Source organism: Rhodopirellula islandica (genome assembly GCF_001027925.1).
GTDB lineage: Bacteria > Planctomycetota > Planctomycetia > Pirellulales > Pirellulaceae > Rhodopirellula > Rhodopirellula islandica.
Map to the genome: position 1 here is coordinate 50,131 of NZ_LECT01000024.1, position 24,613 is coordinate 74,743.

Genomic DNA, 24,613 nt, shown 5'->3' on the forward strand with positions numbered 1-24,613 from the left:
AGTGACTCCGGCGAAATGTCCGCTTCCCATTTGGCGCGGTCGACGGTGGGGAGAGGCCGATTGACCCACTCTCGCGCTTCCACCAGCATCTCATTCAAAGCACTTTCGTTGGTTGCTTGGTTTTTCTATGCGAACAACGACTGAAAGGTCAACCAACGTGCGGTCAAGAGCGTGAGCACTAAGCAGCACCACCAGGTTGCTTTGCGGGCCAGCGGCTGCAGTCGGAGGTAGAACAGCAGAGAAATGGAGATGCTTGTGACCAAGATTTTGAACGCCACCAGAGTGTACGGGTCTTCGATCAGTCGGCCGCCGACTGGGTTCAGCTCTCGCATCGTCCCGGATTGATGGGCGATCAAAGTCCAGACGAGATCAATGCCGGACATCAGACCGATGATCACCAGCGAGATGACGAATCTCTTGCTGGCGGATGGTGTGTCGGTTGGTTCTGCGGATGAGGAGAAGAGCTGGGATGCTTCTGCCATCAGATGTCCCACGGCAAAGACGACGAGGACCAATGCCAACATGGTCATCGGGTAGTTGAGCCATGCCATCCATTGGTTGGCCGCATGGACCGCGGCGCTTTGGGCTTCCAGTTGGTTGACTTCCGCAACGACGCCTTCGGCTCGATCCAAAAAATTCCCGCTGGGTTCAAAGTGGGTGACCAGATTTTCCCATCGTTCGGTGAAACCTAAACTGACCGTTTGGTCGGGGATTTCAGCTTGTTGGGTTTCGCCGTTCGAGTTGGCAATCAAGCCTTCGAGCAATTCGTGACCGCTCTGTTCTGGCCAAAGCTCCCAAGGTTGCTGTCCTTGGTCGAGGACATGAATGGCTCCCAGTTCCAGTGTTTGCAGGCTTCGGACGAAATGACGAACGGATTGGTTTTTTCCGGTGGGAGATTCGTTTTCGGCGGGGTTTCTGTTCAGTCTTGGCCCGCCACCGTTTCCTCGGCGTCCTCCAGGTCCGCGCCCGATTCCTGCCCCACGACCCTCTCCGGGACGCTGCTGACTCAAATGTGAGAGATCAAAGTAATGGGTGCTGTACGGGGTCCCATTGATCACGACGGATTGTTCATCGGCGGAGATGTCGATCAGGTACGGCGGATCCAGATACACACCATCGATCAACAAGAAGCCTTGATCGGCTTCAAACGGAATGGGGGTAACTGGGCCTCTCCTTCCAGGTTGCGCAAACACATTGGACGAGAAGCAGGCGATGAAGACGATTGCGTAGAGGAGGCGAAAAAAGGTCATTTTGAATGGGGAGCAATCGAAAACGAGCAAAGTTCATCTTGTTCATGGTGCCGTTGGATGAACGCGCGATCGAACAATGCATCGCCAGCAGCGATGCGAGAAAAGATGAAGGGGATGTGCTGACCGTGTCAGTGAACCCCGATGGCGGGCTGAAGTTGCGTTGTTACACAAACAAAATTCGTTTTCAATCACCGGGCATTTGACTGGGTGATGTCCGTCCGTCGTTGATATTGGGTTCCTTGGGGGGCATAATGTCGGATCTAGTTCGTCTCTGCCGAATTAGCCCCGCCTAGAAAAACCTGCCTCGCAATTCCCACCTCGACGATCGGTATTGAGCCATGCGCCTCTGGTTGGCTTCACGATGCCCGTATCGCTTTGCATTCGTCGGCTGTCTGCTCGTTCTCATGTGCGGATCGACATGCGCTGCGAAGTCTCCCTTTTTTGAGACCGAGATTCGACCGATCTTGCGCGAGTTTTGCTTCGATTGCCATGGCGCGGTCGAAGAGCTCGAAGGCGGACTGGACTTGCGGTTGGTGCACCGGATGGTTTCCGGTGGCGATTCGGGAGAAGCGGTGGTCCCGGGAGATCCTGAGGCTAGTTTGTTGTTGCAGCTCGTCCGTGAGGGCGAGATGCCGCCTGGCGAAGCACATGTCTCGGACGAAAAGATTGCTGTTCTAGAGGCTTGGATTGGGGCGGGTGCGAAGACACTGCGTGAGGAACCCAAGCATCTGGATCCCGGGATTCCAATCACCGAAGAAGAGCGGAATTACTGGGCCTATCAACCGATCGCGGACGTGCCCGTTCCGACCGACGTTCGCGACCAACGCATCCGTTCGCCGATCGATGCGTTGATCGCCGCCGAGATGCCTGCTGGTTTGACCTTCTCTGACGAAGCTGATCGATCCACGTTGGTGCAGCGTGTTTACAACGACTTGCTTGGTCTGCCACCGACGATCGAGCAAATCGAACCTTGGCTTCAGAGTGCAGACCCGCTGTGGTTTGAAAACTTGGTGGAGCAGTTGTTGCGGTCACCTCACTATGGCGAGCGTTGGGGCCGGCATTGGCTGGATGCGGCAGGGTACGCCGATAGCGACGGCTACACCGTGGCCGACAGCAACCGGCAGTGGGCATGGCGCTACCGTGATTACGTCACCAACGCCTTCAACGACGACAAACCTTTCGACGAGTTCATTCATGAACAGATTGCGGGCGACGAACTGGCTGGCCCCAAGCAGGGCGATTGGACGCCGCGTCAGGTGGAACTGCTGACCGCCACCGGGTTCTTACGAATGGCAGCCGACGGAACGGGCAGCGGCGACAACAGTCCTGAAGCTCGCAACAAAGTCATCGCGGACACGTTGCAGATCGTCTGCTCGACGTTGCTGGGGTCGAGCGTTCACTGCGCCCAGTGTCACGATCACCGCTACGATCCGATTTCACACGCGGATTACTTTGCGTTGCGAGCCGTCTTCGAGCCCGTGTTGGATTGGCAGGCGTGGAAGCCGCCCGCAGGAAGGTTGGTTTCGCTGGCCACCGAACAAGATCGCGCGGCGGCAGCCAAAATGGAAAGCGAAGTCAGTCGCGTCGCTGCTGAGCGTGCCAGCCAGCAAGCCGTGTTCATTCAAGAGGTGTTCGAGCAAGAACTGCTGAAGTTCGAGGAACCACTTCGTTCCCAGTTGAGGGCAGCTTATGAAACGTCCAAGGACAAACGCGATGCAGAGCAGAACAAGCTGCTGGCCAATCATCCGAGCATCAACATCACGGCGGGGGTTCTGTATCAGTACCGTCCGGAAGCCGCTGCCAAATTGAAGGAGTACGATGCGAAGATCGCTGACTTGCGAGCTCAAAAGCCTGTCGAACAGTTCGTTCAGGCGTTTGTCGAACCTGCGGACCATGTCCCCGTCAGCCATTTGTTTCATCGCGGTGATTTCAACCAGCCCAAACAGGTGATTGAACCGGCTGCCTTGACCGTTGCTTCCACCGAAGGGGAACAGGTGAAGTTTCCAGTCAATGATCCCGAGCTGCCGACGACGGGGCGGCGGTTGGCGTTCGCAAAATGGTTGACGGATGAAAGCAACCCGTTGACCGCGCGAGCCATCGTGAATCGGATGTGGATGCACCACTTCGGGAGTGGGATTGTCGCGACACCGGGCGAATTTGGGCTCTTGGGCGACAAGCCCACTCACCCTGAGTTGCTCGATTGGTTGGCCAGTGATTTCGTCGAGCACGGTTGGAGCTTGAAGCGTTTGCACCGTCAGATCTTGACCTCGATGACATGGCGTCAGAGTTCGCGGCGTCATTCGCAGGGCGAGACGATGGATGCGGAGAATCGTTTCTATTGGCGAAAGTCACTGCAGCGTGTCGACGCCGAAATCCTGCGAGATTCAATGCTGGCGGTTTCTGGCAGTCTGGATCTGACCCTTCATGGACCGCCGGTGGAGGTTGCGGAAGATGAAACCGGCCAAGTTCGCGTCGACGTGAACCAACCGCGACGCAGCGTTTACGCGCGAGTCCGACGGAGCCAACCGGTTGGCATGCTGCAAACGTTTGATGCACCAGTGATGGGCGTCAACTGCGACGCGCGTTCCGTGACGACTGTTGCGCCCCAGTCGTTGATGATGCTGAACGGGGCCTTTGTGCTCGAGCAGGCGGCCCTTGTCGCGGACCGGGCGATCGAGCGAGCTGCCGAAACAGCCTTGATCGGTGATCCAGTTCTCGCATCGTGGGCGCCAGAATTGCCGCCACTCGCTTGGCGTTACGGATCCGGCCGAGTGGACGAGGAGGCCGGCATGGTCCAGGACTTTGTTGACTTGCCTCATTTCACGGGAACGTCGTGGCAGGGCGGTCCAACGGTTCCGGACGCTGTATTTGGATGGTCCATTCTGAACGCGGGTGGTGGGCACCCTGGCGACCCCGCCCATCCAGCGATCCGCCGCTGGACAGCGCCTGCCGCCGGGCAGCTTCACATCGCGGGAACACTGCAGCATGGCAGTGCCAATGGAGACGGTGTGCGTTCGCGAATCTTTTCTTCGAGTGGTTGGAAGGGGGACTGGCAGAGTAAGAATCGAAAGGTCGAAACCCCGGTGGCTGCGTTTGCGGTTCAGTCGGGAGAAACGATCGATTTTGTCACCGACTGCATCGCCAATGAAACATCTGATTCGTTCACTTGGTCGCTGGAATTGACGTTCACGCCGATCGATGCGACGTCTGTCATTCATGACTCGGTGGCTGGTTTCCAGGGACCTGAATCGGACCTCCAGTTGTTGCCGGCCCAAATCAATGCCGCATGGGAGATCGTTTTGTCGCGACCTGCCAGCGAAGCGGAACTGGAAATGTCGCTGCGTTTTGCCAGCGATCAATTGGTCCTGATGTCCCATGATCTCCAAGGCACGCCGCCGGGGCGATCACGAGGCGAGCAAGTCCTGGTCAATCTCTGCCAGATGCTGCTCAATTCCAACGAATTTCTTTACATCGAATGACTCCGGAGCGTTTGACCATGGATTCCCCTTCTGTCCCCGGTACCCGCCGCCAACTCCTGCAACAAACCGGGATGGGCGTGGGGGCGTTGGCGTTGCAATGGATGCTGCATCAAGAGTCCGCGTCGGCGAAGCCCCCGGTCCTCAAAGCGGTGCCGCCCAGCGATCTGTTGCCACGCAAGCCGCACTTTGAGCCGCGTGCCAAGGCAATGATTTCGTTGTTCCAACATGGCGGTCCCTCGCACATGGACTTGACCGATCCGAAGCCGGAACTGACGAAATACGACGGGACCGATTACACGGGCGACATTCAGTTTTCGTTCGTCAATGAAGCGAGCAAGAAACTGCTTGGCAGCCCCTTTCAATTTCAAAAGCACGGCCAGTGTGGAATGGAGTTGTCCGAGTTGTTGCCACACACGGCGGGCATCGTCGATGACCTTTGCCTGATTCGCAGCATGCATACCGGAGCGAACGGCCACGAGGTTTCGATCCGATACTTTCATGGCGGGATCCCAGCGGTGCTGGGGCGGCCAACGCTGGGTTCATGGTTGACGTACGCGTTGGGCAGCGAGTCACAGGACTTGCCCGCGTTCATGGTCTTGGCGGATCCCGGCGGGCCACCGGTCGATGGCGCAAGCAACTGGAGCAACGGGTTCATGCCCTCCATGTTTCAGGGAACCGTGCTGCGGCCCAAGGAACCGCGGATTTTCAACCTGCAACCACCACCCCATCTCGCTGGAAAGTTCCAGCGACAGAACCTGGACTTCTTGCAAGAGCTGAACCAAACGCATTTGCAGTCTCACCCAGGCGAATCGGATCTGGAAGCTCGCATCGCCAGCTATGAACTGGCGGCCCGCATGCAAACCGCGGCCACAGATGCCTTGGACATTTCGCAAGAAACCGCCGCGACGCACACCATGTACGGCCTGGACCGGCCAGAGACTCGCGAATATGGCACACGTTGTTTGTTGGCTCGACGGTTGGTCGAACGCGGTGTTCGGTTTGTGCAACTGTTCCACAACAATCAACCCTGGGACAATCACAGCAGCATCAAAACGGGTTTGACGTCCATCTGTCAAAAGACGGACCAACCCACGGCGGCCCTGGTCGCTGATCTTCGCCAGCGAGGCATGTTGGATTCAACCTTGGTTCATTGGGGCGGGGAGATCGGTCGGCTGCCGGTGACACAAGAGCATGGCTCGCCCGAGAAAGCGGGACGCGATCACAATGGTCAGGGATTCAGCATTTGGCTGGCCGGGGGCGGCGTTCGCGGCGGGATGACCTACGGCAAGACCGATGACTTTGGGCATCATGTCGTTGAAAACAAAGTCACGCCCAACGACTTCCAAGCCACCGTGATGCATCTGTTCGGTTTGAACCACGAGGAGGTCGTCTACCCCCACGGCAACCAAGAACAAATCATCACGGCACATCGCCCCACGCAAGTCGTGCATGACGTGATCGTATAGGAGTTCGCTCGACTTCGCTCGTCGCGAACGGGTCTCCAGTCCAGCCTCGGTGTCGACATGAGTTCGACGTTGGCGGGAGACGCATTTCATGTCGCGATAGACGGTCCAGGTTCAAAGCGAATGACGAATTGTCTGGTCATCCGACCCGCACAGAGGTCATTGTGATGGATCCTAGAAACGCCTTGTCATTGAAGATCTTGGCATCTTCTTGGGGCCCCTGCAAAGCCAGCGTGTAAAGCAGTGGGTAGTAGTGGTCCGGGGTCGGGATCGCTCGCGCCGCAGACTTGCTCAGCGATTGGTAGTCACACAGTTTCGCATGATCGCGATTGAGAATCAGGCCGTTGGTGATCTCGTTCATTTCCATCGCCCAATCGAATCCTTGATCGATTCTTTGAGCGTCCATCCACCTCAAGTTGTGGACGATGTTGCCGCTGCCGATGATCAGCACACCACGGCGGCGAAGACGGTTGAGTTGTTTGCCTAATTGATAGTGCCACTCGCCGGGTTTCGCGATGTCGATGCTGACTTGCACCACGGGAATGTCCGCCTTCGGAAAGACGGGTTTCAGCACAGACCAAGTGCCGTGGTCGAATCCCCAACCTTGGTCCAAACCGATGGAGGCTCCCTGGACCGTCTCACGAACCAGTCCCGCCAACTCGGGATCACCCGGGGCTGCGTACTGTGCGGCTGAGAGTTCCGGAGGGAAGCCACCGAAATCGTGAATCGTTTTTGGGCGATCCATCGCGGTGACCCAAGTGCCATGGGTGAGCCAGTGAGCGGAAACGCAGAGGATCGCAGTTGGCTTGGGCACATCGGCCATCTCCGCTTTCCAGCCGCGCGTGAACTCGTTGTCTTCCAACGCATTCATCGGGCTTCCGTGGCCGATGAAGAACGCGGGCATCACGTGGCCGTCTTCGGGCAACGTCTCTGCCATTGCTCGCAGCGACGTTCCGATCGTTTCCATTCCACTTGCCATTGCCATCCTATTCCTTCCGTCCTTGCACCATGTCTCCAAACCGATCGGGGACTCTCCAATCGAGTGGGTGGCAGTGTCTTGGGTCAGTTCTCGGTTTCGAGCGGCAGGGTTCCGCCAACAATTGGCAAGCTCAATTGGGTTTGCTGCAGATCAATCGTGAGCTTCGTGCCCGGCGTGGGATGCAGTGTGTAATCGCGATCGCTGGAAAAAATCATCAGCCCGATTTGCTGCCCTTTGGCGATCACCTGGTCATCGGGTTGCAGGTCGAATTCGATGTCATAGAACTGGCCCGGGACCAGCGGTTTGCTCTCACGCATGGATTCGATGTTCTGTGGATCGGCCCAGCCGCGAGTGATGATGTTGTCGGTGATCTTGGAATTCTTCTTCGCGTTCCAAGGCAGCGAGACCAACCAGACGCTCAAGTTGGCGGCAGGACGATCGCAGGCAAGTCGCAGTTTGATTCGCGGGGTCCCCGAGAGGTGAACCGCTTCGCTCAGTTCGGGGGTTGCATAGATCAAACGATGTTCCGTGAATTCGGCCTGAGCCAGTGCTTCGCCGGAGAATGAAAAGTTGTCCACCAGCGTTTCAGCCATCAGTTCCGTCATTGGTTCTTTGGCAGGTGCCGTCTGCAAATGACCTCGCTGGGGAGCACCTGGAACCGGATAGACCACAACGTCTTTTGCTTCCGGGTGTGGGTATTCCGGGTACTCGGTCGGCTTGGTGCGTTCATCGTTTTCCCGAACGATCCACGACTTCGCGTCTTTCTCAACGCCATTGTCTTCGCCAAACAGATAGTGAGTGAACCAGCGATTCATCATGCTGATCGGTGGAGGTCCTCCATGCCCGCCTTGATGCATGAACAGTTGGGTTTCGACATCGTTCTTTTTCAACGCTTCATAGATGCGAATGCTGTGTTCTGGAACCACGTTCCAGTCATTGAATGCGTGTGCCATCAGGACGGCGGCCTTCACCCCATCGACTCGGTTCAGGTAGTCGCGCGAGTACCAGAAATCGTTGTAGTCACCCGTTGCTCGGTCTTGGTGGGCCATCATCTGCTCGTCCCGCACGTGGCAATCGCAGTACGCTTGAGTCTCTTCGGTGCCACCGCTGTGAATGAAGTCGTACAGGATGTCGATGTCTTCCCCGAGGTAGCCACCGGGATGGCGTACCAATCCATTGGATCGGTAGTAGTGGTAGTACGACGTGTTGGGAGCCACCGGGATGATGACCTCCAGCCCCTCGACTCCGGTCGTTGCGGCCGCCAGTGGGATCGTTCCGTTGTAGCTGGTCCCGGTCATGCCGACTTTGCCCGAAGACCAATAGGCTTCCACAGGTTCACCTCCGAAAGGTTCCGTGAATCCTTTGCCGCGTCCACACAACCAATCGATCACGGCTTTGGGAGCCAACGCTTCGGGATCGTCACCAACCGTTGGGCAACCTTGCGAGAGGCCGGTCCCTGGGGCGCTCGAGTGAACGACGACAAACCCCCGAGGGAGCCAATCTTTGACATGGCGTTTGGAGATGATCGGACGTGTTCCCTCGCGTTCGATCGCGGGGGCAGCGGATCGTTTTGGCGGTTCGTCGCCCAGTTCTTGCCGTGCGTCCCAGAAGTAGGTTTCGTCAGCACCGGTGGTCCCCGCAAAGTAAGGACTGGAGTTGTAGACGACTGGAAGTTTCAGCGATTGCGTGTCGGTCTGCGTCGGCCGGGTGACGCTGACGTGCATTCGGTCCAGCTTTCCGTCGCCATCCAGATCAAACTCGGTTTCGACCCACAGGTCATGTCGGATCCAGTAGTCCGAATCCTCCAGCTCTTTGATGATCTGCGCCTCGCCATCTTTGATGACGGGGATCTGGATATCGGCCCCTTTGGCGGCCGAGGTCACGAGAAGCAGGAGAGCGAAAGCAGGCAAGCAGAAGCGATTCATTGTTTCGAAAACCGAGGTGAGATCGAGGCGAGACGTCATCAGCTTACTCACCCCATTGAACGATCTTCAAGCGACGGGCAAGAAACTGAGGTAGGGGAGCCTTTCGCGAATCTATCCGCGGTTTTTGTCTGTTTCTCTTCCGATGTGGTCGATCACCTCGGGGGGGATCGAACCGAGCCGAGCCCTCGAAATCGCGTGCAATCTCGACCGCTGGCTGCCTCCCCTTCGAATCCGTGCGTCCTGCGAACGAATGCGATGCCCCTCAGAGGCCGTGCGGCTTCGGAACACCTTGCATGTGCATCTTGCGAATCCAGCCCGTTGCAAACCAGGCTGTTGATTTAGTACGTTTTGCAGATTGAGCGATCAGCCGATGGCCGCTAGCCCACGGTTACCGGAGACGAACCGGACGCGATCGCGTTCCGGCTGATATCACCAGCCTGAAACGGGAGGGGGCGGAAAGCGAGCGTTCAGCTTGTGAATGAAACCTTGATCGTTTCGCCCGCGAGAGGATGCTTGGGGTCGAGGGTTTGCAATTGCAACCGCATAGCATCGTCCGTCAGCACGGCTTCGACCCAGCCATTGGGACTGGTCTTGTTGAACAAGTAGGCCACTGGCGGAAGGTTGATCATGTGAAAGTGGCCGCGTTGGCTGTGAGACCAATGGTGCGAGTGACCGTAGAGATAGGCTTTGACATGCTTTCGGCTGTCCAGGACCTTCAACAATTTTTCCGTGTCGGAAATCCCGTTCCACGGCTTGCCCTCTTTGGGCGCCGTGAACTGGGGTGTGTGATGCGTCATCACAATCGCGGGCTTGTTGCTGCGGGCATCCAGTTGCTCGGCGAGCCAATCGATCTGGGCATCGCCGAGTTCCCCAGTCACCACGTTGACGCGGAACAAAGAGTCAAGCAGAAACAAATTGGCATGAGGTGTTTCGAGAACGCTGACATGCTTCGACATCACCGCCGTCGCAGTGGGACGCTGCCCTGACAGGGCAGCGTACAGCGGTTGTCGATCATCGTGATTGCCCATCGTCAAGTGCAACGCAATCCCTGCTTGCTCTGCAGGTGCCAGGCAACGGACGAAGTTTTGGTAGTCACCGGGCAAGCCCTTCAGGTACGCACAGTCGCCATTGACGATCAAATCGGACGGTCGCGTTTTTCGCGTGAGGACTTCACTGATCACCTGTTGCAAGTTCTCGGTCATGTTCGTTCCACGTGCCGTCAGGTCGGGCGAACTGGGGATGTGGGTGTCCGAGAGCAGGGCGAGCACGGTGGCCTGGTCGCTGGCAGCGGAGACCGTTTGCGTTGCTGACATCAGCAACGCGGTGCCACCTCCGATTGCTGTGGTCTTGAGAAATCCGCGACGAGACTGAGGGATTTGATGAATGGGCACGAGACGACTCCGGCAGGAAATGGGGTGGGATTCCAAAGCAGGTCGGCAGGAATGATCGGGCACAACCATGTGAGCCGATTGGACGCTCGCCGCGGTTGGACGTGGGAGCAACAACGTTTCGCAAACTGTTCCAGTGCCGAAAGACCGCTGCCGACCTGCTGACCCATCTTACCTGATGGCCGATGAAGCATTGAGGTTTGCCAATCGCGGAACACTGTTCACTGGTAAACAGGAGTCATTGGATATGTGTGGCGTTTGGTCTGTTTCATCTTTGGTTCTGACAGTCCGTTTCAAGATACCTCTTTGTGGCGTTTACTGCCTGCTATTGCCTCTCCCCGACGTTCGGAGGTCGTGCCGCATTTTTCAATGCCTTGCTCGTCGCATCTTGCGAACCTCGTTCGTGGCAGAGTTCGTGCAGTTCAAAATGCTGTGTTGCCAAGCGTTTATTATCACCCTCCCTTGGGACGTTCGAAAAATAAATGGTGGCGGGCGTCTGGGTATCGCCCCGGATGGGGCCGTCATGGGAGTTGGGGGCGTCCCTCGCTCACGCGTCGGGTTGTGATGGGTGGTGGTTGCAGAAACCCGCCAAAACCCAGCACCAAAAAACGGCACGGCCTCCAAGTTGGGAGGGGTCGGAAAGCGAGCGTTCAGCGAGATTTCCGGGGGAGGGTAGTGCACGCCGCTTCCCATGCCCGGCCCCCTCCCTCGCATCGGCCTGAACGGCCTGGCTCGACCTCCCCCAAACTGCGTTTGGGAGAGGTGCGGTGCGCGAATGCAGCATAAATACCTGTATCAATAAACGGCACGACCTCGTTGGTGGAGAGGTGACAAGAAGTTGCGCTGTGTCTGCCGACTTGCAACCCCGATGATTGAACGCCCACACGGCTCATGTGGTTGTACTCAATGATTCCTGCCAACCTGCTTCCAACGGGAGTCTCGATCTTCTCTCCTTCGTGAGAGGCGAAGTTTGTTTGTGCCTCGCAGAGGGAGAGTCGAGCGGTGTTCACGCAATTTTTTCGCTTGCTTGAACGTTTTGATTGGGGGGCCAACCGGATGGACCGAAAGAAGCAATCAACGTGCAACGATGGCGGCCACCCAGTTCTGTTTGCTGGGGGACTTCAGCGTCGTGCTGTTGCCGCTGGCGAGTTGCGTTTTTGCTCCGAACTCCCCCGTCTCAATGTTGATCCATTGCAGGGACATCGGTCCCTTCGCTTTTGAAAGATCCAGTTCGACTTCGCCACCCCGTGGTAGGTAGACGGCGCAAGCGGAACCGTTGTTCGCGGCGGCATAGGCTTCGTTTTCGTGGCGGTTTGTTAGCAAGTGATTCATTGGCTCAATCGACCAGAGTGGCACAAGCGATTCCAGTTTGCGAGCCGCTCGGATGCAGGCAACCGCTTTGTCGTTCAGTCCCAAACCGGCGTCGGGTCGGTGGAATCGCATTGAGGCGGCGCCCGCTAAAAGATGTCGCCAGAATCGTTCGATGGCATCCTGATCCTTGTGCCCAAATGTGTTGCCATCGGCTCCGTAGGTCTTGGTGGTGTTGATCGGTCTTGGTTGAGTGGCAAGGTATTCCCGGACATGCAAGAAATTGTCCCAGTGTTTCTGGCCTTTGTTGTGATTGTTTTGGGAGATGTCCACAAAATCATAGAGCTCCGGATGATCAAACGTTCGTTTGTGTCGTTCGGCGTCCAGGTTCCAATCGTCCCACATCTCAGTGACGTAGATTTTCTTGCCTTCCGTCGCGGCCCGCTGTTTGATGTGGGTCGCCCAGTACCGACTCCATTCTTCTTCGCCATTGGTTTCATTGTCGATGCAATAGAGGACGTGATCGAACGGCAACGAATGCTTGAGCAGTTGATTGACGAAGCGTTTTTGAATCCGCAAGACGGTTTGGTTGTTTCGCTGCTTGGGCGTTGTGAAGAAGAACGGTTGTTTGTTGGCACCGGGATGATCCGGGTAGCGTTTTGCAAACCCGGATTCATCGTAGGTGTAGTTGACGTTGTTCGCCGGGTTGTACGGATGGACTTGCCAGCGATCGCTGTCTCGATTGTCCGTGTAGTCGAAGCGGTCCCAGATCTCGATCTGCACAAAAATGTTTCGCTCTGCAGTCGCGGTCAGCATTCGGTCAAAGCGATTCCAGTATTCTTCATTCCATTCGTTGAGGTCGTACTTTCCGTTCTCAAGTTGCTTGAATGGGAAAACCTCAAAATCTCTGTCAATGCGATCGCTCATCGTGTTGCGAATCACATTGCCGCCCGCTGCCGCCAGGCGGTCGAGCTGAGCATGGAGTTGATCTTCCGGCCACTGGAACAGGTTGTCATCGTCACTGCCACCTAACAGCAACACGGGCTCGGCGTGGTAACTCCAATACCAAGGGTTTTCGACCCAAGGACGCAGCGGTTCGTCTGCGAGCGTGGTGCCGCCGAGGAAGGCGATGAGCAGGCCTGAAAGAGTCAACAGGTTGGTGATGGAAGCCCGAGTTGTTTGGGCGAGTGTGTGCGAGGCAGTCATGATGTTGACTCCGAATTGCTTGCCATCGATTGGCGTGAACGTTGAGATGGAAATGGGGGATGCCGATCATAACCGCTGCGATCGTGACGGTTGGGTTCAGGCGTCGCATTTCAATGCTGTAGCATGAGCTGGTGTGGTTCGTGCTTTGGGGGAGGGTGAAGTTGATAGTGGGTATTGGCTGAGGGAGCTGAGGGCCGAGCATTGGAGCAAGTACGCAATCCTCCCCGGCCACCTCAGGCCTCCCCGGACACTTCAGCCCCTCCCGGCGGAAGACTGAAGCTGTTGTTTGCTCAAGATGGTTTCACTTGGTTGCAGAGAATGTTTGACGCGTTGTTGAGAACATCGCCAGTCCCGCGATGATTGCTCCCAGGACCGCGCCGGAGAGGTGGGATTCGACCAGCGGTTGAAACCCTTCGGCGTTGACGAAGAGGATTTCGCCGGTAGTGAATTCGTAGCCAAGCTTGGCGAGGAGCAAGATTCCGGCGGCGGACCAGAAACAGGTGAACGTGCGGTCTCGGTCGGCGACTGATTGGCGGATTTGGTTGGCGAGGAACCAAACAAACAATCCCGTGTCGATTCCGCTCAGGCCTCGGTAGGTGGTGACGTTTTGGCACATGAACAGGATGGTCGCGGAGATACCAACTGACATCGCGATGAGTGCGATGGGAAAGAACCGTGGGGTTTGTCTTTCACAAGTGGCACCCAAGACCGCGAACATCAGCAAGTCCCAAAACAAATGACCGCCGCCGAAGTGGGTGAGGTGACCGGACAGAAGACGCCACGATTGCCCGGAATCGACGGAGGCAAAGTCCAATTGCAAACCAGCGGTCAGGCTGGGGAAGGCGAACGCCGCGATGGCGATGGCTGACACCAGCAGCGTCACAGGGATCTGCCGGAGCCAGACGCTTCCCTGGCGGCACATCGATGGGATCGATGTGCCGTTGGTCTTGGGAAGCGTTGCGATCAGTGATTCACCGGCACTCATCGGACCACATCCTGGTTGCTGCTTCGTGACTTGCGTCGACGCATCATTGCCGCGGCAGCACCGCCGAGCGAAACGATCCCGGTGATCGGGCCAATTGGTCCTCCTCCTCCACCACCGCCGCCGCCGTAGTTGCCGCCGCTCGATCGAGGAGCCGGCGAGGGTGGGGAGGCGGGCGCCGGGGTTGAGACTGTTGCCGGGGCAGAGGCGGCTGGCACAGCGGGTGTGGTGTTCGTGGACGCTTGGTGTTGAGGTGCAGGTTTCGCCGCGGCGACCGATCGGCCGGCTGCTTCTTGGGTCATGCCTTCCGGTGTCATGACGGGAACCGATTCGGTGATCAGTTGCCCTTTCGGTGCATCGGAGAGTTCCTTTTCGACGGCGATGAAGGACGTGTACTGAGTTATCAGTTGATGCTTCAGTCCCAACTCGGTGATCTCAGCGCGACCCGCAGGTGTTTCGGCACCGACGTCACGGTTCCAAATTTGTCGAATTCGTTGGCGAGCCCAGACGGGACCGATTGAGTCGTGCTCGGCTTCTTGTTCAGGAAGTTCGAGCTCCATTCCCATTTGAACAGGTTGGCCTAACACGTTGCCCTTCAGCGTGATCGTGCCTGTCGCTGGTGTGTCGTAGCGGCCCAATACGATCAGTGGTTTGCCTGCGTACAGATCGGGAAGCCGCGAAGGCACTTGGTCTTTGACAACCAATCCTCCCCAATCGATTTGCAGGTCAGTCATGTAGGGTTGGCTGGTCAGTTCATGGAACCGGCGAGCGATCTCGGGCGAGTTGTCTTGGTTGGTGACTTGCATCGAAAACCCGCGTCCCATCTCGGCGGCGCGGCTGATCAAGTAATCATTGGGTGCGGCTCCGAATGCGACGGGGAACACGCGAGCGTCTTGGAACTCAGGCTGTCGCAAGTAGCGAAGGATCGAGTGGTCGTTGCCAACGAGCGCGTCGGTCATCAGGACCATGTAGCGAGGGCGTGCCGATTCGTCTGCCTCGCCGCTGAGTGCTAACTTGAGTGCCGGCAGCAGGTTGGTTCCTCCGCTCGCTCGCAAGCCGCGAACGAATTGTTTGGCGGATTGAATGTTGGCGTCCGTCGCCGAGACGGCATTGGGTTGGTACGCGGTCGATCGATTGCTGAACGCAATGACTCGGAATTCATCGTTGGGGTTCAAGTGATCGAGCACATGGTCCGCGAATAAACGCAGTTGGCTGATCGCGGGCCCGTTCATCGATCCGCTGGTGTCCAACACCAAGATGACTTCGCGGGGCATGATTTCGGTTGGCTCGATCGACCACTTGGGTTGCAATGCCAACATCACGTAGCCATCTTTCGCATCAGATTCGCGATGGGTCAACGAGGCCAGAGTGCTGTCGTCTCCGGCCAAGCGATATTCGACAATGAAGTCTTTGTCGGCGATCGTGGATTGGTTTTTCAGCGTGACAGCGGCATGGGTTTCCGAGGTTTGCTGAATGTCCAGCTCATGTGTGACCGGCACGATTTGCTGGATCGGCATCGCGGCGTCAATCTTGACGGAGACGAACACGTCGTTGCCGTTTCGCATGCCTTCGGGAAGGGAAACGGGCGTGATCCGCGACGCGTCGGGGACTTGGTCAGTGTCCGCCGCCCAGCCGCGTCCCACGTTGGGACGAGTCACCGGGGTTCCCGGGATGTAACGCGGCCCGACGACCATGGGGAATCGGAAGACGTAGCGATCTTCGTCGATTTCCAGCGGGTGAACGTATTCGATGTGGACGGTCACTTCGCTGTTCGCTGGGATGTTGGCCACAGCTTGAGAGAACACGTTGGCCCGCTCTTGTTCCAGCAGGGCGGCTTTGCGGCCTTCGTCGCGAGCTCGTTCGTATTCTTGGCGGGCTTCTTCTTTGCGTTTGACTTCGCCGACGATCACCCGTTCACCGATCTGAAACGAGTAGGCGTCGACGGCACAGTTTTCCGGCAGCGGGAGCACGTACAACGCTTCCAGCCGATCAGGATGTGGATTCTGGAACACCTGAGAAACGCGAACGCGGGCCAACACGCCTGAAATGTCTGCTTCCACGCGAGTCTCTTTGAGCGTGAAGCTGGGGCTGGAGGCCGGCAGTTTGGCCTTGAGTTGCTCAAAATCGTCCTCGCCGACTCGCATTTGGCCCTGGGTGACGGGCATTCCGCTGAGCACGGTGTAGCCGGCCTGAGCGACGGCGGAAAGAAGGAAGGCGGATGCCAAGACGGCGATGGGCGTGATCAGAGGCACTCGCATCGTTTGCAGCCGACGGCTCGGGAGGTGAGCGTTCATGGGAAGAGGTGCTCCAGGGTTTGAGATTCAAAGCGACTCTCTAAAAAGATCCCGTGGTGGCGGTGGTGGAGCGCGGAATCGTGAAACTTCCTTTTTTCAGGGGCACAGGGTGTTGAGTGCGTTGGCGAGTGGATGTTGGCGGGTGACGGTCATCAGCCGATTGGTCGGCGGTCATTGCGAGGCTCGGTTTCTCCGATATCTTTTGGGAATCATGAATGATCCCCAGCCCAATCCGCCTGAGTCCAACCGATCGCCTGAGTCTGAAAATGCGACCGAGTCTGGCAATCCACCGATGCCAGAGAGTGCGCCCATTTCAGAGAGTGCCCAGCCCAAGAAATCCCAGCCCAACAATCCGTTGCACGGCGTCACGCTGAAGGCGATGGTCGAGTACTTGGTCGAGGAGTATGGCTGGGACCGGTTGGGGGAACGCATTCGCATTGACTGCTTTTCATACGACCCGAGCATCAACAGCAGCTTGAAATTCCTTCGCAAAACCGAGTGGGCCCGCGCGAAAGTGGAGCGTCTGTACCTGGACTCGATCAGCTACGACGAGCGGAAAGGAAAGAAGCAAGCGGAGCCAATGGACGCCCGGCCGAAAACAGGCAACGTTTGGGATCAAGCTCGCCGGAGCTGAATGGCGATTGGTTCCTTGCTGGGTGCTGCAAGCAGTGGGCGGATGACGAGACGGTCCGAGCGGGTTGTTTTCAAGTGGCGATGTATCAGAATGTGGGGTATCCCCACGGTTCCTTGACCAGCCTCTCCCGACTTCCCACCCGTCGACTGTCAGGAATCACAGCCAAGGAAACGCCATGCCCACCTTCGTTTCGTTTGTTCGTCAGTCGATCACCTTTTTGTTGGCTTGCAGCTTCACCACCAATCTGTTGCCGTGTTGTTTGTCGAACACTGGCACCTTGCACGCACAAGCAGTCGACCCCGTCTCTGTCTTGGGCGACACCAGCGTGCCCGGATCCGATCATGTGTCGCAGAGATTCCCCTATGGGATCACGGGGAAGACGCCACCTTCGCTGACCAAGATCAATCACAAGGGACAGCCACCCTATCACAGGCACCGCCTCAACCTCCGGGTCTTTCAAGGTTGCCCGCAGGTTGAAATTTCTGATGGCGGCAGGCTCTGGGCAACTTGGTTTGGATCCAACGTCCAAGCGGAACGGGCGCCCTTTCACCATGATCAGTTCTCGGTCATTTCAACTTCTGCAGATGGCGGGAAGACTTGGAAAGAAGTCTTTGTCTTCGACCCCAGTGAGCTTCTCGGTGGAGGAGCGTCTGACCCGATGCTGTGGAAGGATTCCCAGGGGCAGATTCGCTTCATCGGCCTTCGCAACATCGATTTCAAAGGGCACGATGAATTCGCCACGTCGGCGTGGGAGTTCACCATGTTGGATCCCGAAAAAGAGCACACCGCATGGAGTGAGCCTCGGTTGCTGGGGAACAAGAATATCTCCGTCATGAAGCCATTGATCTTTCCAGATGGAACGATTCTGCGTTCGATGGACGACTTCAAGTTGGTCGGTGTCCGTGACAAGGTCCGGATTCGTTTCTTGAAAGAAGGCGTCGATGGCAAGCCGTTGTTCGTTTCCGAACTTCCCGTCGACAATGACGCCGGCTTTGCAGAGCAGATGCCCATCATCCGAAAGGACGGCAGCCTGTTTACTTTCTACCGTGCCAAGAAGGGGCAGAAGTTTGCTGAATCGTTCGATGGCGGCAAGACCTGGGAATTGGGTGGCTACTACCCGATGCAGTTCTCAATCAATACGAAGTGCATTCTCAAAACACTTCCATCAGGAAGGGTGTTGCTGGTCGCAAACGATGTCCAAATGAAGGACGTAGGCGGTCGGCGGGTTTATCACTTCACCGATGAAAATGGTGAGGAGCATGAGCTGCAGAAACACAAAACTGCGCGCACCCGGATGACTGCCTACCTCAGTGAGGACGACGGTGAAACCTTCCCGCACAAAATGCTTTTGTGCGACGATGGGCAAATCAGCTATCCGTCGGCGACGCTGGGAAAAGACGGCTCCATCTACATCGTCTACGACCAGGGACGCGGCACGATCGGCCAGCACACGATCTTCTTGTCAAAGATCACGGAAGAGGATGTCCTGGCTGGCAAGCTCATCCATGACGGGAGCTTCTTGAACAACATTGTGAGCCGGCCGAGCGATCACGGTGGCGGCCGCCGTGAAGGCGACAAACTCTAGGCTTGTCGCGTTGTTGTGTTGCGGACGAGTCTTGCGATCGCCAGTTCTTCGTTGGTGTCGACCACCAGCGTGCGAACACGAGCGTCCGGTGCGGAGATGTCGGCTGTTTCTTCGCAGCACGCTTGGTTTTTGTCTTCAGACAACGAGATTCCAAAGTGCTGGAGTGATTCGCAAACCAGCCAGCGAATCTCGGGCGAATGCTGGCCGACTCCGGCCGTGAAAATCAGCGCGTCCAAGCCACCGAGGATGGCGATGTAGCTGCCGATTGTTTTGATGATTCGGCGAACGTAAATGTCAATCGCCAATGTCGCGGCTGGGTCGCCGGTTTTTCGACGGTCGAGCACCGTCCGCATGTCTGGGTCGCCGCACAGCCCGAGCAGTCCGCTCTGGCGATTCAACGCGTCTCGGACATCGCTCGGTTCCATCCCAACGTGTTCGGTCATGTGCAGCACAATCGCTGGATCCAAGTCGCCCGATCGCGTCGCCATCACCAGCCCTTCGAGCGGCGTCATTCCCATCGAGGTGTCCACGGCCAGCCCGCCGATCGATGCAGTCGCACTGGCACCGCCACCAAGGTGCAGAGAAATGATCCGTGACTCATCGTTGCCGCCGATGAACTGGATCGCTTTTTCGGTCACGTATTGGTGTGACGTTCCATGGAAGCCATACCGCCGGACGGCATGGTTTTGATACCAGTCTTCTGGGACGGCATAGCGATAGGCAGCGGGAGAAAGGCTGGCGAAGTAGGACGTGTCAAAGACCAGGACTTGGGGTGTTCCGATTTCAACCAATCCCTCCACGACCGAGCGGGCGGCTGGGTTGTGCAGCGGGGCCAATGTGTCCAGCGTGCGAAGCCGACTCAAAACGTCAGTTGTGACGAGGGTCGGCCCCAGGAACAGGTCGCCACCTTGGACGATGCGATGCCCGATCACGCCAACGTTGTTCAGCCCGACTTCGTCGATGGCGATCTTTGCGGCCATGACGTGGTTGATTGCATCGCCGCCGGGTTGTCCGATTCGATCGACCAGCCCCGACGCGGTGACTTCTTCAGTTTCGGCGTCAAGGCACGCGTACTTCAGCGTCGTGCTGCCAACATTGAAAACCAGGATGTTCATGACGCCACCGTTTGGGCTTGGATGGCTGTGATCGCGACAGTGTTGACGATGTCCGTCACGGTGCATCCACGCGACAGATCGTTGACTGGTTTGTTCAGTCCCTGCAGGACGGGGCCAATCGCGATTGCACCGGCAGATCGCTGGACGGCTTTGTAAAGGTTGTTTCCGGTGTTCAGGTCAGGGAAGACCAGCACCGTGGCTTGTCCCGCGACGGGGTTGCCGGGCATCTTGGTGGCAGCCACGTCAGGGTCAACGGCGGCGTCGTATTGCAGGGGGCCTTCGACCAACAAATCAGGTCGTCGTTTGCGAACCATGGCTGTCGCTTCGCGGACTTTTTCGACGTCTTCACCGTGCCCGCTTTCGCCGGTGGAATAGGACAGCATGGCGATCTTCGGATCGATGCCGAACTGGATCGCGGTCTCGGCACTGCTGATGGCGATTTCAGTCAGTTGTTCGGCGGTGGGGTTGGGGATCACGGCGCAGTCACCGTACACGAGCACCCCCTTCTTCAAGCACATGAGAAACACACTGCTGACCACCTTCACATCGGGCCGTGTTCGAATGAATTCAAACGCGGGACGAATGGTGTTGGCGGTGGTGTGAATCGCACCGGAAACCAAACCGCCGGCCAAGCCTCGGTGGACCAGCATCGTGCCGAAGTAGGTGACGTCGATCATGCGATCATGAGCGATGTCGGTGGTGACGCCTTTGTGTTTTCGAAGTTGATAGTACTCGCTGGCGAACGAATCTCTGAGCGGACTGGTTGCCGGGTCAATGATCTCGAGTCCGTCGTTGGGAAGCATGACGCCTGCGCGAGTCGCGGCTGCGGAGATCAAGTTTGGATCGCCGAGCAGAATCACGTCGGTCACATCGCGTCGTCGCAACACATCGACGGCCTGCAGGATTCGCGGTTCCGTCGCTTCGGGCAACACGATTTTGACACGTTGCTGTCGCGCCCGTTGGATCAGCGAGTGTTCAAACAGCATTGGCGTGATTCGTGGGACCACGGGAGCTTGCAGTTGATCAGCGAGTGAGTCCGTGTCGACATGTCGCTCGAACACACCGATTGCCGACTCGATTTTTCGCGGCGAATGGTCGCCTATTTCAGCGCGAACCTCGGCGGCTTTGGAGGCGACGGTGTAAGTGTCTTCGCTGGCGACCAGAATCGGCAATGCGTTGGCGTTTTCAACCAAGCGGCGGATGGAGGGGGGCGGCAGGATTCCGCCGGTCAGCACGACGGCCGCCGGCGATGGTCCGTCGGGTTGCGAGCACGCCAGCACGCAGCCGACCAGGATGTCGCTGCGGTCACCCGGCGTCATCACCAGTGCGGCGTTGGACAAACGTTCCAAGAAGCCCGGCAGTTGCATGGCCGCGACCTTGCGAACCGCGACTTCACGGTCGAGCGATGACTCATCGCCGGAAACCAGTTTGGCCCCGATGCCAGCCTGGATTTCGCGAACCGTTGGTTGGCGAAGCAGCGGTTCCTCGGGAAGAAAGTACAGCGGTGCTTTGGAGTCGAGTTTGGATGTCTTGATTGCTGCGTTCAACGCCGTCGATTGATCGTCGGGGACTTGGTTGATGACCGTCGCGATCAACTGAGCACCTCGGTCGACGAAACTTTCGTTTCCGATCAACACGGATTGAACGCATTCATCGACCGAGCGATTCCCCATTGCGTAAACGGAAAGAACACGTGAACCGATGTTGGCAGCGATGTCCGCGTTCAACTCGAATTCAAGCTCGGGCGCCAGGCCTTGGTAGCTGGTGCCTTCTGCGACGACAAAGTCGGCTTTCGCTTCCAGTGTTTTGAATCGTTGTTGAATCAGCTGAATCAGATCGCTGTAGCGGTCGTCAGCCAGCATTTGACGTGCTTGGGCACGCGTCACCCCAAACATCTCGTCGGCCGGAGTGACAATCCCGTAGCGGGATCGCATCATCCGGATGCTTTGGTCATCGTCGGGGCCCACATGAACGACGGGACGAAAGAAAGCCACTCGCCCGAATCGTCGGGCGGCCAGTTCCATCATGCCCAGAGCGACCATCCTTTTTCCGGTCGCGTTGCCGTTGGTTCCGATGTAAACGCTGCGTTGGATCAATGGTTTGCCGTGTCACGGATGGGGAAGCAACCACGTCTGAGGCGGACGGTTGCAGGGGTGCTGGTCGCTCAGTCTACCAATTCCGGCGGTGATCGCTCACCGTGCGAGGAACGCTGTTGTCGAGATGGGGGCTTCGGCGGGGGCTGGTTTCATATCCACCCGAGCCTCTTTTTCAAGTTCTTTGGCCCTCTGCAATCGGTCGTGTCGCATTGATTGCTACAAGCCGTTCATCTTGCCGTCAAGAATATTGAGATCGAAGTGATAAATCAGTGGTTTTCCTCGAAAAAGCGACGTGAAGCGAATCGTGTCAGCAAGTCTCGTCGCCGTCTGCGGGTGGAGTTGTTTGAGCAGCGGATGATGCTGCACGGTGAGGCGGTGGATGGGGTCGACACGATGTCGGACACGGATGCTCTGGCGGCAGCAGCCGAGATGACAACGGGGACAACCCGTGACGTTTCGTCCGATCGAGGTGCTGAAGGGGAGACGATTTCAGATTCCGCTTGGGATCACGTCGAGGTCGCCGATGACGCGGCGGCGTTCTTCGATGACAGTTTTGTTCACGAGGTTTCGATCACGTTCGAGAACGAAGACTGGTACGACGTGCTGTTTGATTCCCACGCCAACGATGCGGAGGATCCCTACTTTGCCGCCGATGTGACAATTGATGGGATCACGATGGAAAACGTGGGGGTGCGTTTCAAAGGCAACTCGTCATTCACTGGCACCGGTATCAAGAAGTCATTGAAAATAGACTTTGACGAGTTCGATGAAGACAACGACAGCCTGACCTACCTGGGCCTGAAAAAGCTGAATCTGAACAACAACTACAACGACCCGACGATGCTGCGGGAGAAGTTGCTGTATGACTTTGCGTCCAACTTCGTCGAGGGTGCCAGCCGAGCGGTCCATACCAATGTCACGATCAATGGCGAGTTGTACGGCGTTTACACGGCGGTCGAACAAGTTGACAAAACATACGTGCAGACACGCTTCGGCAGTGACGAAGACGGCAACCTATTCAAAGGCGCCGCCGCAGATGAGGTGGTCGATGATCCCAATGCGGACTTCGGATCGGACTTGACCTACCTCGGCGACGACCCCGTCGCCTACGAAGAGAACTACCAACTCAAAACCAACGAGACCGCGAACGACTATTCTGATCTGGTGGAATTCATCGACGTTCTCAACAACACGTCGGCCGAAGATCTGTCAGAGGCGATAGAACCGTTGTTGGATGTGGATGATGCGTTGGCGTCGATTGCGATCAACAATCTGTTTGCGAACCTCGATTCGTACAACGGCGCGGCGCACAATTACTACCTGTACGACCGCGACGACACCGGGCAGTTCACGCACATTCTGTGGGACGCGAACGAGTCCTTTGGACGGTTCAGTCTATTCACCTCACCAGGTGAAGACCTGCAGGAGCTCGATCCGTTTTGGCTGCCTGTCGCGACCACGACGGGTGGGCCGATCGGTGGCCCGGGAGGCGGTGGGCCTCCCGTGGGTGGACCCGGCGACATCGTCGAAGACGAAGACGCAGAGGAGTCACGCCCCTTGATGGAAAACCTGTGGGCAGTGGATGAGTACAGCGCTGACTACCTGCGTGATTTGGCGGAGATGCTGCGGGAAGGATTCGATGTCACGACGGCGACCGAGCGAATCGATGAATTGGCGGATCTGATTCGTGACGATGTGACGGCGGACCCGAACAAGCAATACACGACGGCCCAGTTTGAACAAAACCTGACCAGCGACATCGTGTCCGGGATGGGGACGATCTACGGATTGACTTCGTTCATCGAGACTCGAGCGGAGTACCTCGATGCGGAGTTGGACACGTATGCGTCATCCTCCGATCTGCGTCTCAACGAATTGATGACGACCAACGTCACAACCATCCAAGATGAGGCCGGGGACTATGACCCTTGGATCGAAATCTACAACTTTGGTCCAGGTCTGGTCGACGTCTCGGGCTTGTACCTGACCGATGATGCGGGTGATCTGACCAAGTGGTCAATCCCAGCGGGAAGTCTCGATGATGGAGAGTTTTGGACGCTTTGGATGGATGGCGAAACCAGCGAAGGAAGCAACCACGCAAGTTTTGCTCTCAGTGCAACCGGTGGCACCCTGCAGTTGACCGACGGGATCACCGTGATCGACACCGTGACCTACGAAGCGATGTCGGATGACACCTCGCTGGCTCGCGTGCCCGATGGGGAAGGCGACTTGGAGACGACGGACCAACCCACCTTTGGTGTTGAGAACCTTGCCAGCGTGGTCGTTATCGATCCCGTCGATCCAGTGGTGCTGTACATCAACGAGTTCATGGCGGACAACGACTCGGTGATCGAAGATCCCGATGAAGCCGGTGCGTTTGAGGACTGGGTTGAAATCTACAACCCTGGCACGGAATCGATTGATCTCAGTGGGTTGTCGATGACGGACGATTTGTCGGATCCGACTCAGTGGCAATTCGCCAGCGGGACGACGATCGCGGCAGGTGGCTACTTGATCGTGTGGGCTGATGGCGACACTGACCAAGGCGATGACCATGCGACGTTCAAGTTGTCGTCCGGCGGTGAAGAGATCGGTCTGTACCATACCGACGGCACGACCTTGATCGATTCGGTTGTGTTTGGTGAGCAGGTCACGGACATTTCGTACGGACGCTTCCCAGACGGCGATGAAGTTTTCGTGTCGATGACAACGGCAACTCCCGGTGCAGCGAACGTCAATGACACGACAAGCACCAATGAGTCTCCCACGGCAGATGCAGGCGGATCCTACAGTGGGTTGGTCGGCGACACGATCACGTTGACCGCGGCCGGTTCGACTGACAGTGACGGAACGATTGCCAGCTACGCCTGGGATCTCGACGGCGACGGCGAGTATGACGATGCCACGGG

Annotated in this window: 15 protein-coding genes; 6 read left to right on the plus strand and 9 right to left on the minus strand. The window is 57.3% G+C overall.

All coding sequences use genetic code 11. The annotated features are described in order from the left end of the window. Positions 1-125: 125 nt before the first annotated feature. Positions 126-1,250 (minus strand): DUF5658 family protein, encoded by a 1,125-nt coding sequence (locus RISK_RS12140; RefSeq protein ID WP_053061168.1) that lies wholly within the window; start codon positions 1,248-1,250, stop codon positions 126-128. Positions 1,251-1,255: 5 nt separating this feature from the next. Here RISK_RS12140 and RISK_RS12145 point away from each other — a divergent pair, with 5 nt between their 5' ends. From RISK_RS12145 to RISK_RS12155, 3 genes are all read left to right on the plus strand, one after another. Continuing rightward, positions 1,256-1,453 (plus strand): hypothetical protein, encoded by a 198-nt coding sequence (locus tag RISK_RS12145; RefSeq protein ID WP_047814576.1) that lies wholly within the window; start codon positions 1,256-1,258, stop codon positions 1,451-1,453. A gap of 261 nt (positions 1,454-1,714) precedes the next feature. Then, positions 1,715-4,729 carry a PSD1 and planctomycete cytochrome C domain-containing protein gene (locus RISK_RS12150; RefSeq protein WP_160311440.1) on the plus strand — a complete coding sequence of 1,005 codons (3,015 nt, stop codon included), beginning with the start codon at positions 1,715-1,717 and terminating at the stop codon, positions 4,727-4,729. A 17-nt stretch (positions 4,730-4,746) separates the two neighbouring features. Beyond that, positions 4,747-6,195 (plus strand): DUF1501 domain-containing protein, encoded by a 1,449-nt coding sequence (locus RISK_RS12155; RefSeq protein ID WP_047814594.1) that lies wholly within the window; start codon positions 4,747-4,749, stop codon positions 6,193-6,195. Positions 6,196-6,331: 136 nt separating this feature from the next. Here RISK_RS12155 and ygiD read toward each other — a convergent pair whose 3' ends face one another. From ygiD to RISK_RS12185, 6 genes are all read right to left on the minus strand, one after another. Then, a complete protein-coding gene (ygiD, locus tag RISK_RS12160; RefSeq protein ID WP_047814577.1) occupies positions 6,332-7,177 on the minus strand; it encodes a 4,5-DOPA-extradiol-dioxygenase in 846 nt (281 codons plus the stop codon). Positions 7,178-7,254: 77 nt separating this feature from the next. Then, positions 7,255-9,135 (minus strand): Xaa-Pro dipeptidyl-peptidase, encoded by a 1,881-nt coding sequence (locus RISK_RS12165; RefSeq protein WP_236696241.1) that lies wholly within the window; start codon positions 9,133-9,135, stop codon positions 7,255-7,257. A gap of 428 nt (positions 9,136-9,563) precedes the next feature. Next, on the minus strand, positions 9,564-10,487 hold the full coding sequence (locus tag RISK_RS12170) for a metallophosphoesterase family protein (protein ID WP_160311441.1): 924 nt from the start codon (positions 10,485-10,487) through the stop codon (positions 9,564-9,566). A 1,071-nt stretch (positions 10,488-11,558) separates the two neighbouring features. Continuing rightward, on the minus strand, positions 11,559-12,998 hold the full coding sequence (locus RISK_RS12175) for a putative collagen-binding domain-containing protein (protein ID WP_053061170.1): 1,440 nt from the start codon (positions 12,996-12,998) through the stop codon (positions 11,559-11,561). 301 nt (positions 12,999-13,299) lie between these two features. Next, a complete protein-coding gene (rrtA, locus tag RISK_RS12180) occupies positions 13,300-13,983 on the minus strand; it encodes a rhombosortase (RefSeq protein ID WP_047814579.1) in 684 nt (227 codons plus the stop codon). Further along, positions 13,980-16,274 carry a VIT domain-containing protein gene (locus RISK_RS12185; RefSeq protein WP_047814580.1) on the minus strand — a complete coding sequence of 765 codons (2,295 nt, stop codon included), beginning with the start codon at positions 16,272-16,274 and terminating at the stop codon, positions 13,980-13,982. Before RISK_RS12185 ends, rrtA begins: the two co-directional genes overlap by 4 nt. Before the next feature lie 211 nt (positions 16,275-16,485). Here RISK_RS12185 and RISK_RS12190 point away from each other — a divergent pair, with 211 nt between their 5' ends. Both RISK_RS12190 and RISK_RS12195 read left to right on the plus strand, forming a co-directional pair. Further along, a complete protein-coding gene (locus tag RISK_RS12190) occupies positions 16,486-16,908 on the plus strand; it encodes a VF530 family protein (RefSeq protein ID WP_083434938.1) in 423 nt (140 codons plus the stop codon). Positions 16,909-17,083: 175 nt separating this feature from the next. Then, the gene (locus RISK_RS12195) at positions 17,084-18,493 is read left to right on the plus strand and encodes an exo-alpha-sialidase (protein ID WP_047814581.1); all 1,410 of its coding nucleotides are present in this window, start codon (positions 17,084-17,086) and stop codon (positions 18,491-18,493) included. On the opposite strand, the gene RISK_RS12200 is transcribed toward RISK_RS12195, so the two are convergent. Both RISK_RS12200 and pta read right to left on the minus strand, forming a co-directional pair. Then, on the minus strand, positions 18,490-19,608 hold the full coding sequence (locus RISK_RS12200; protein WP_047814582.1) for an acetate/propionate family kinase: 1,119 nt from the start codon (positions 19,606-19,608) through the stop codon (positions 18,490-18,492). The genes RISK_RS12195 and RISK_RS12200 overlap by 4 nt on opposite strands. Continuing rightward, entirely contained in the window at positions 19,605-21,704 is a 2,100-nt protein-coding gene (gene pta, locus RISK_RS12205) for a phosphate acetyltransferase (protein WP_047814583.1), read from the minus strand. Before pta ends, RISK_RS12200 begins: the two co-directional genes overlap by 4 nt. A gap of 258 nt (positions 21,705-21,962) precedes the next feature. Here pta and RISK_RS12210 point away from each other — a divergent pair. Beyond that, positions 21,963-24,613 (plus strand): CotH kinase family protein (locus tag RISK_RS12210; RefSeq protein WP_150122574.1); only part of this gene is annotated, 2,651 nt, incomplete at its 3' end.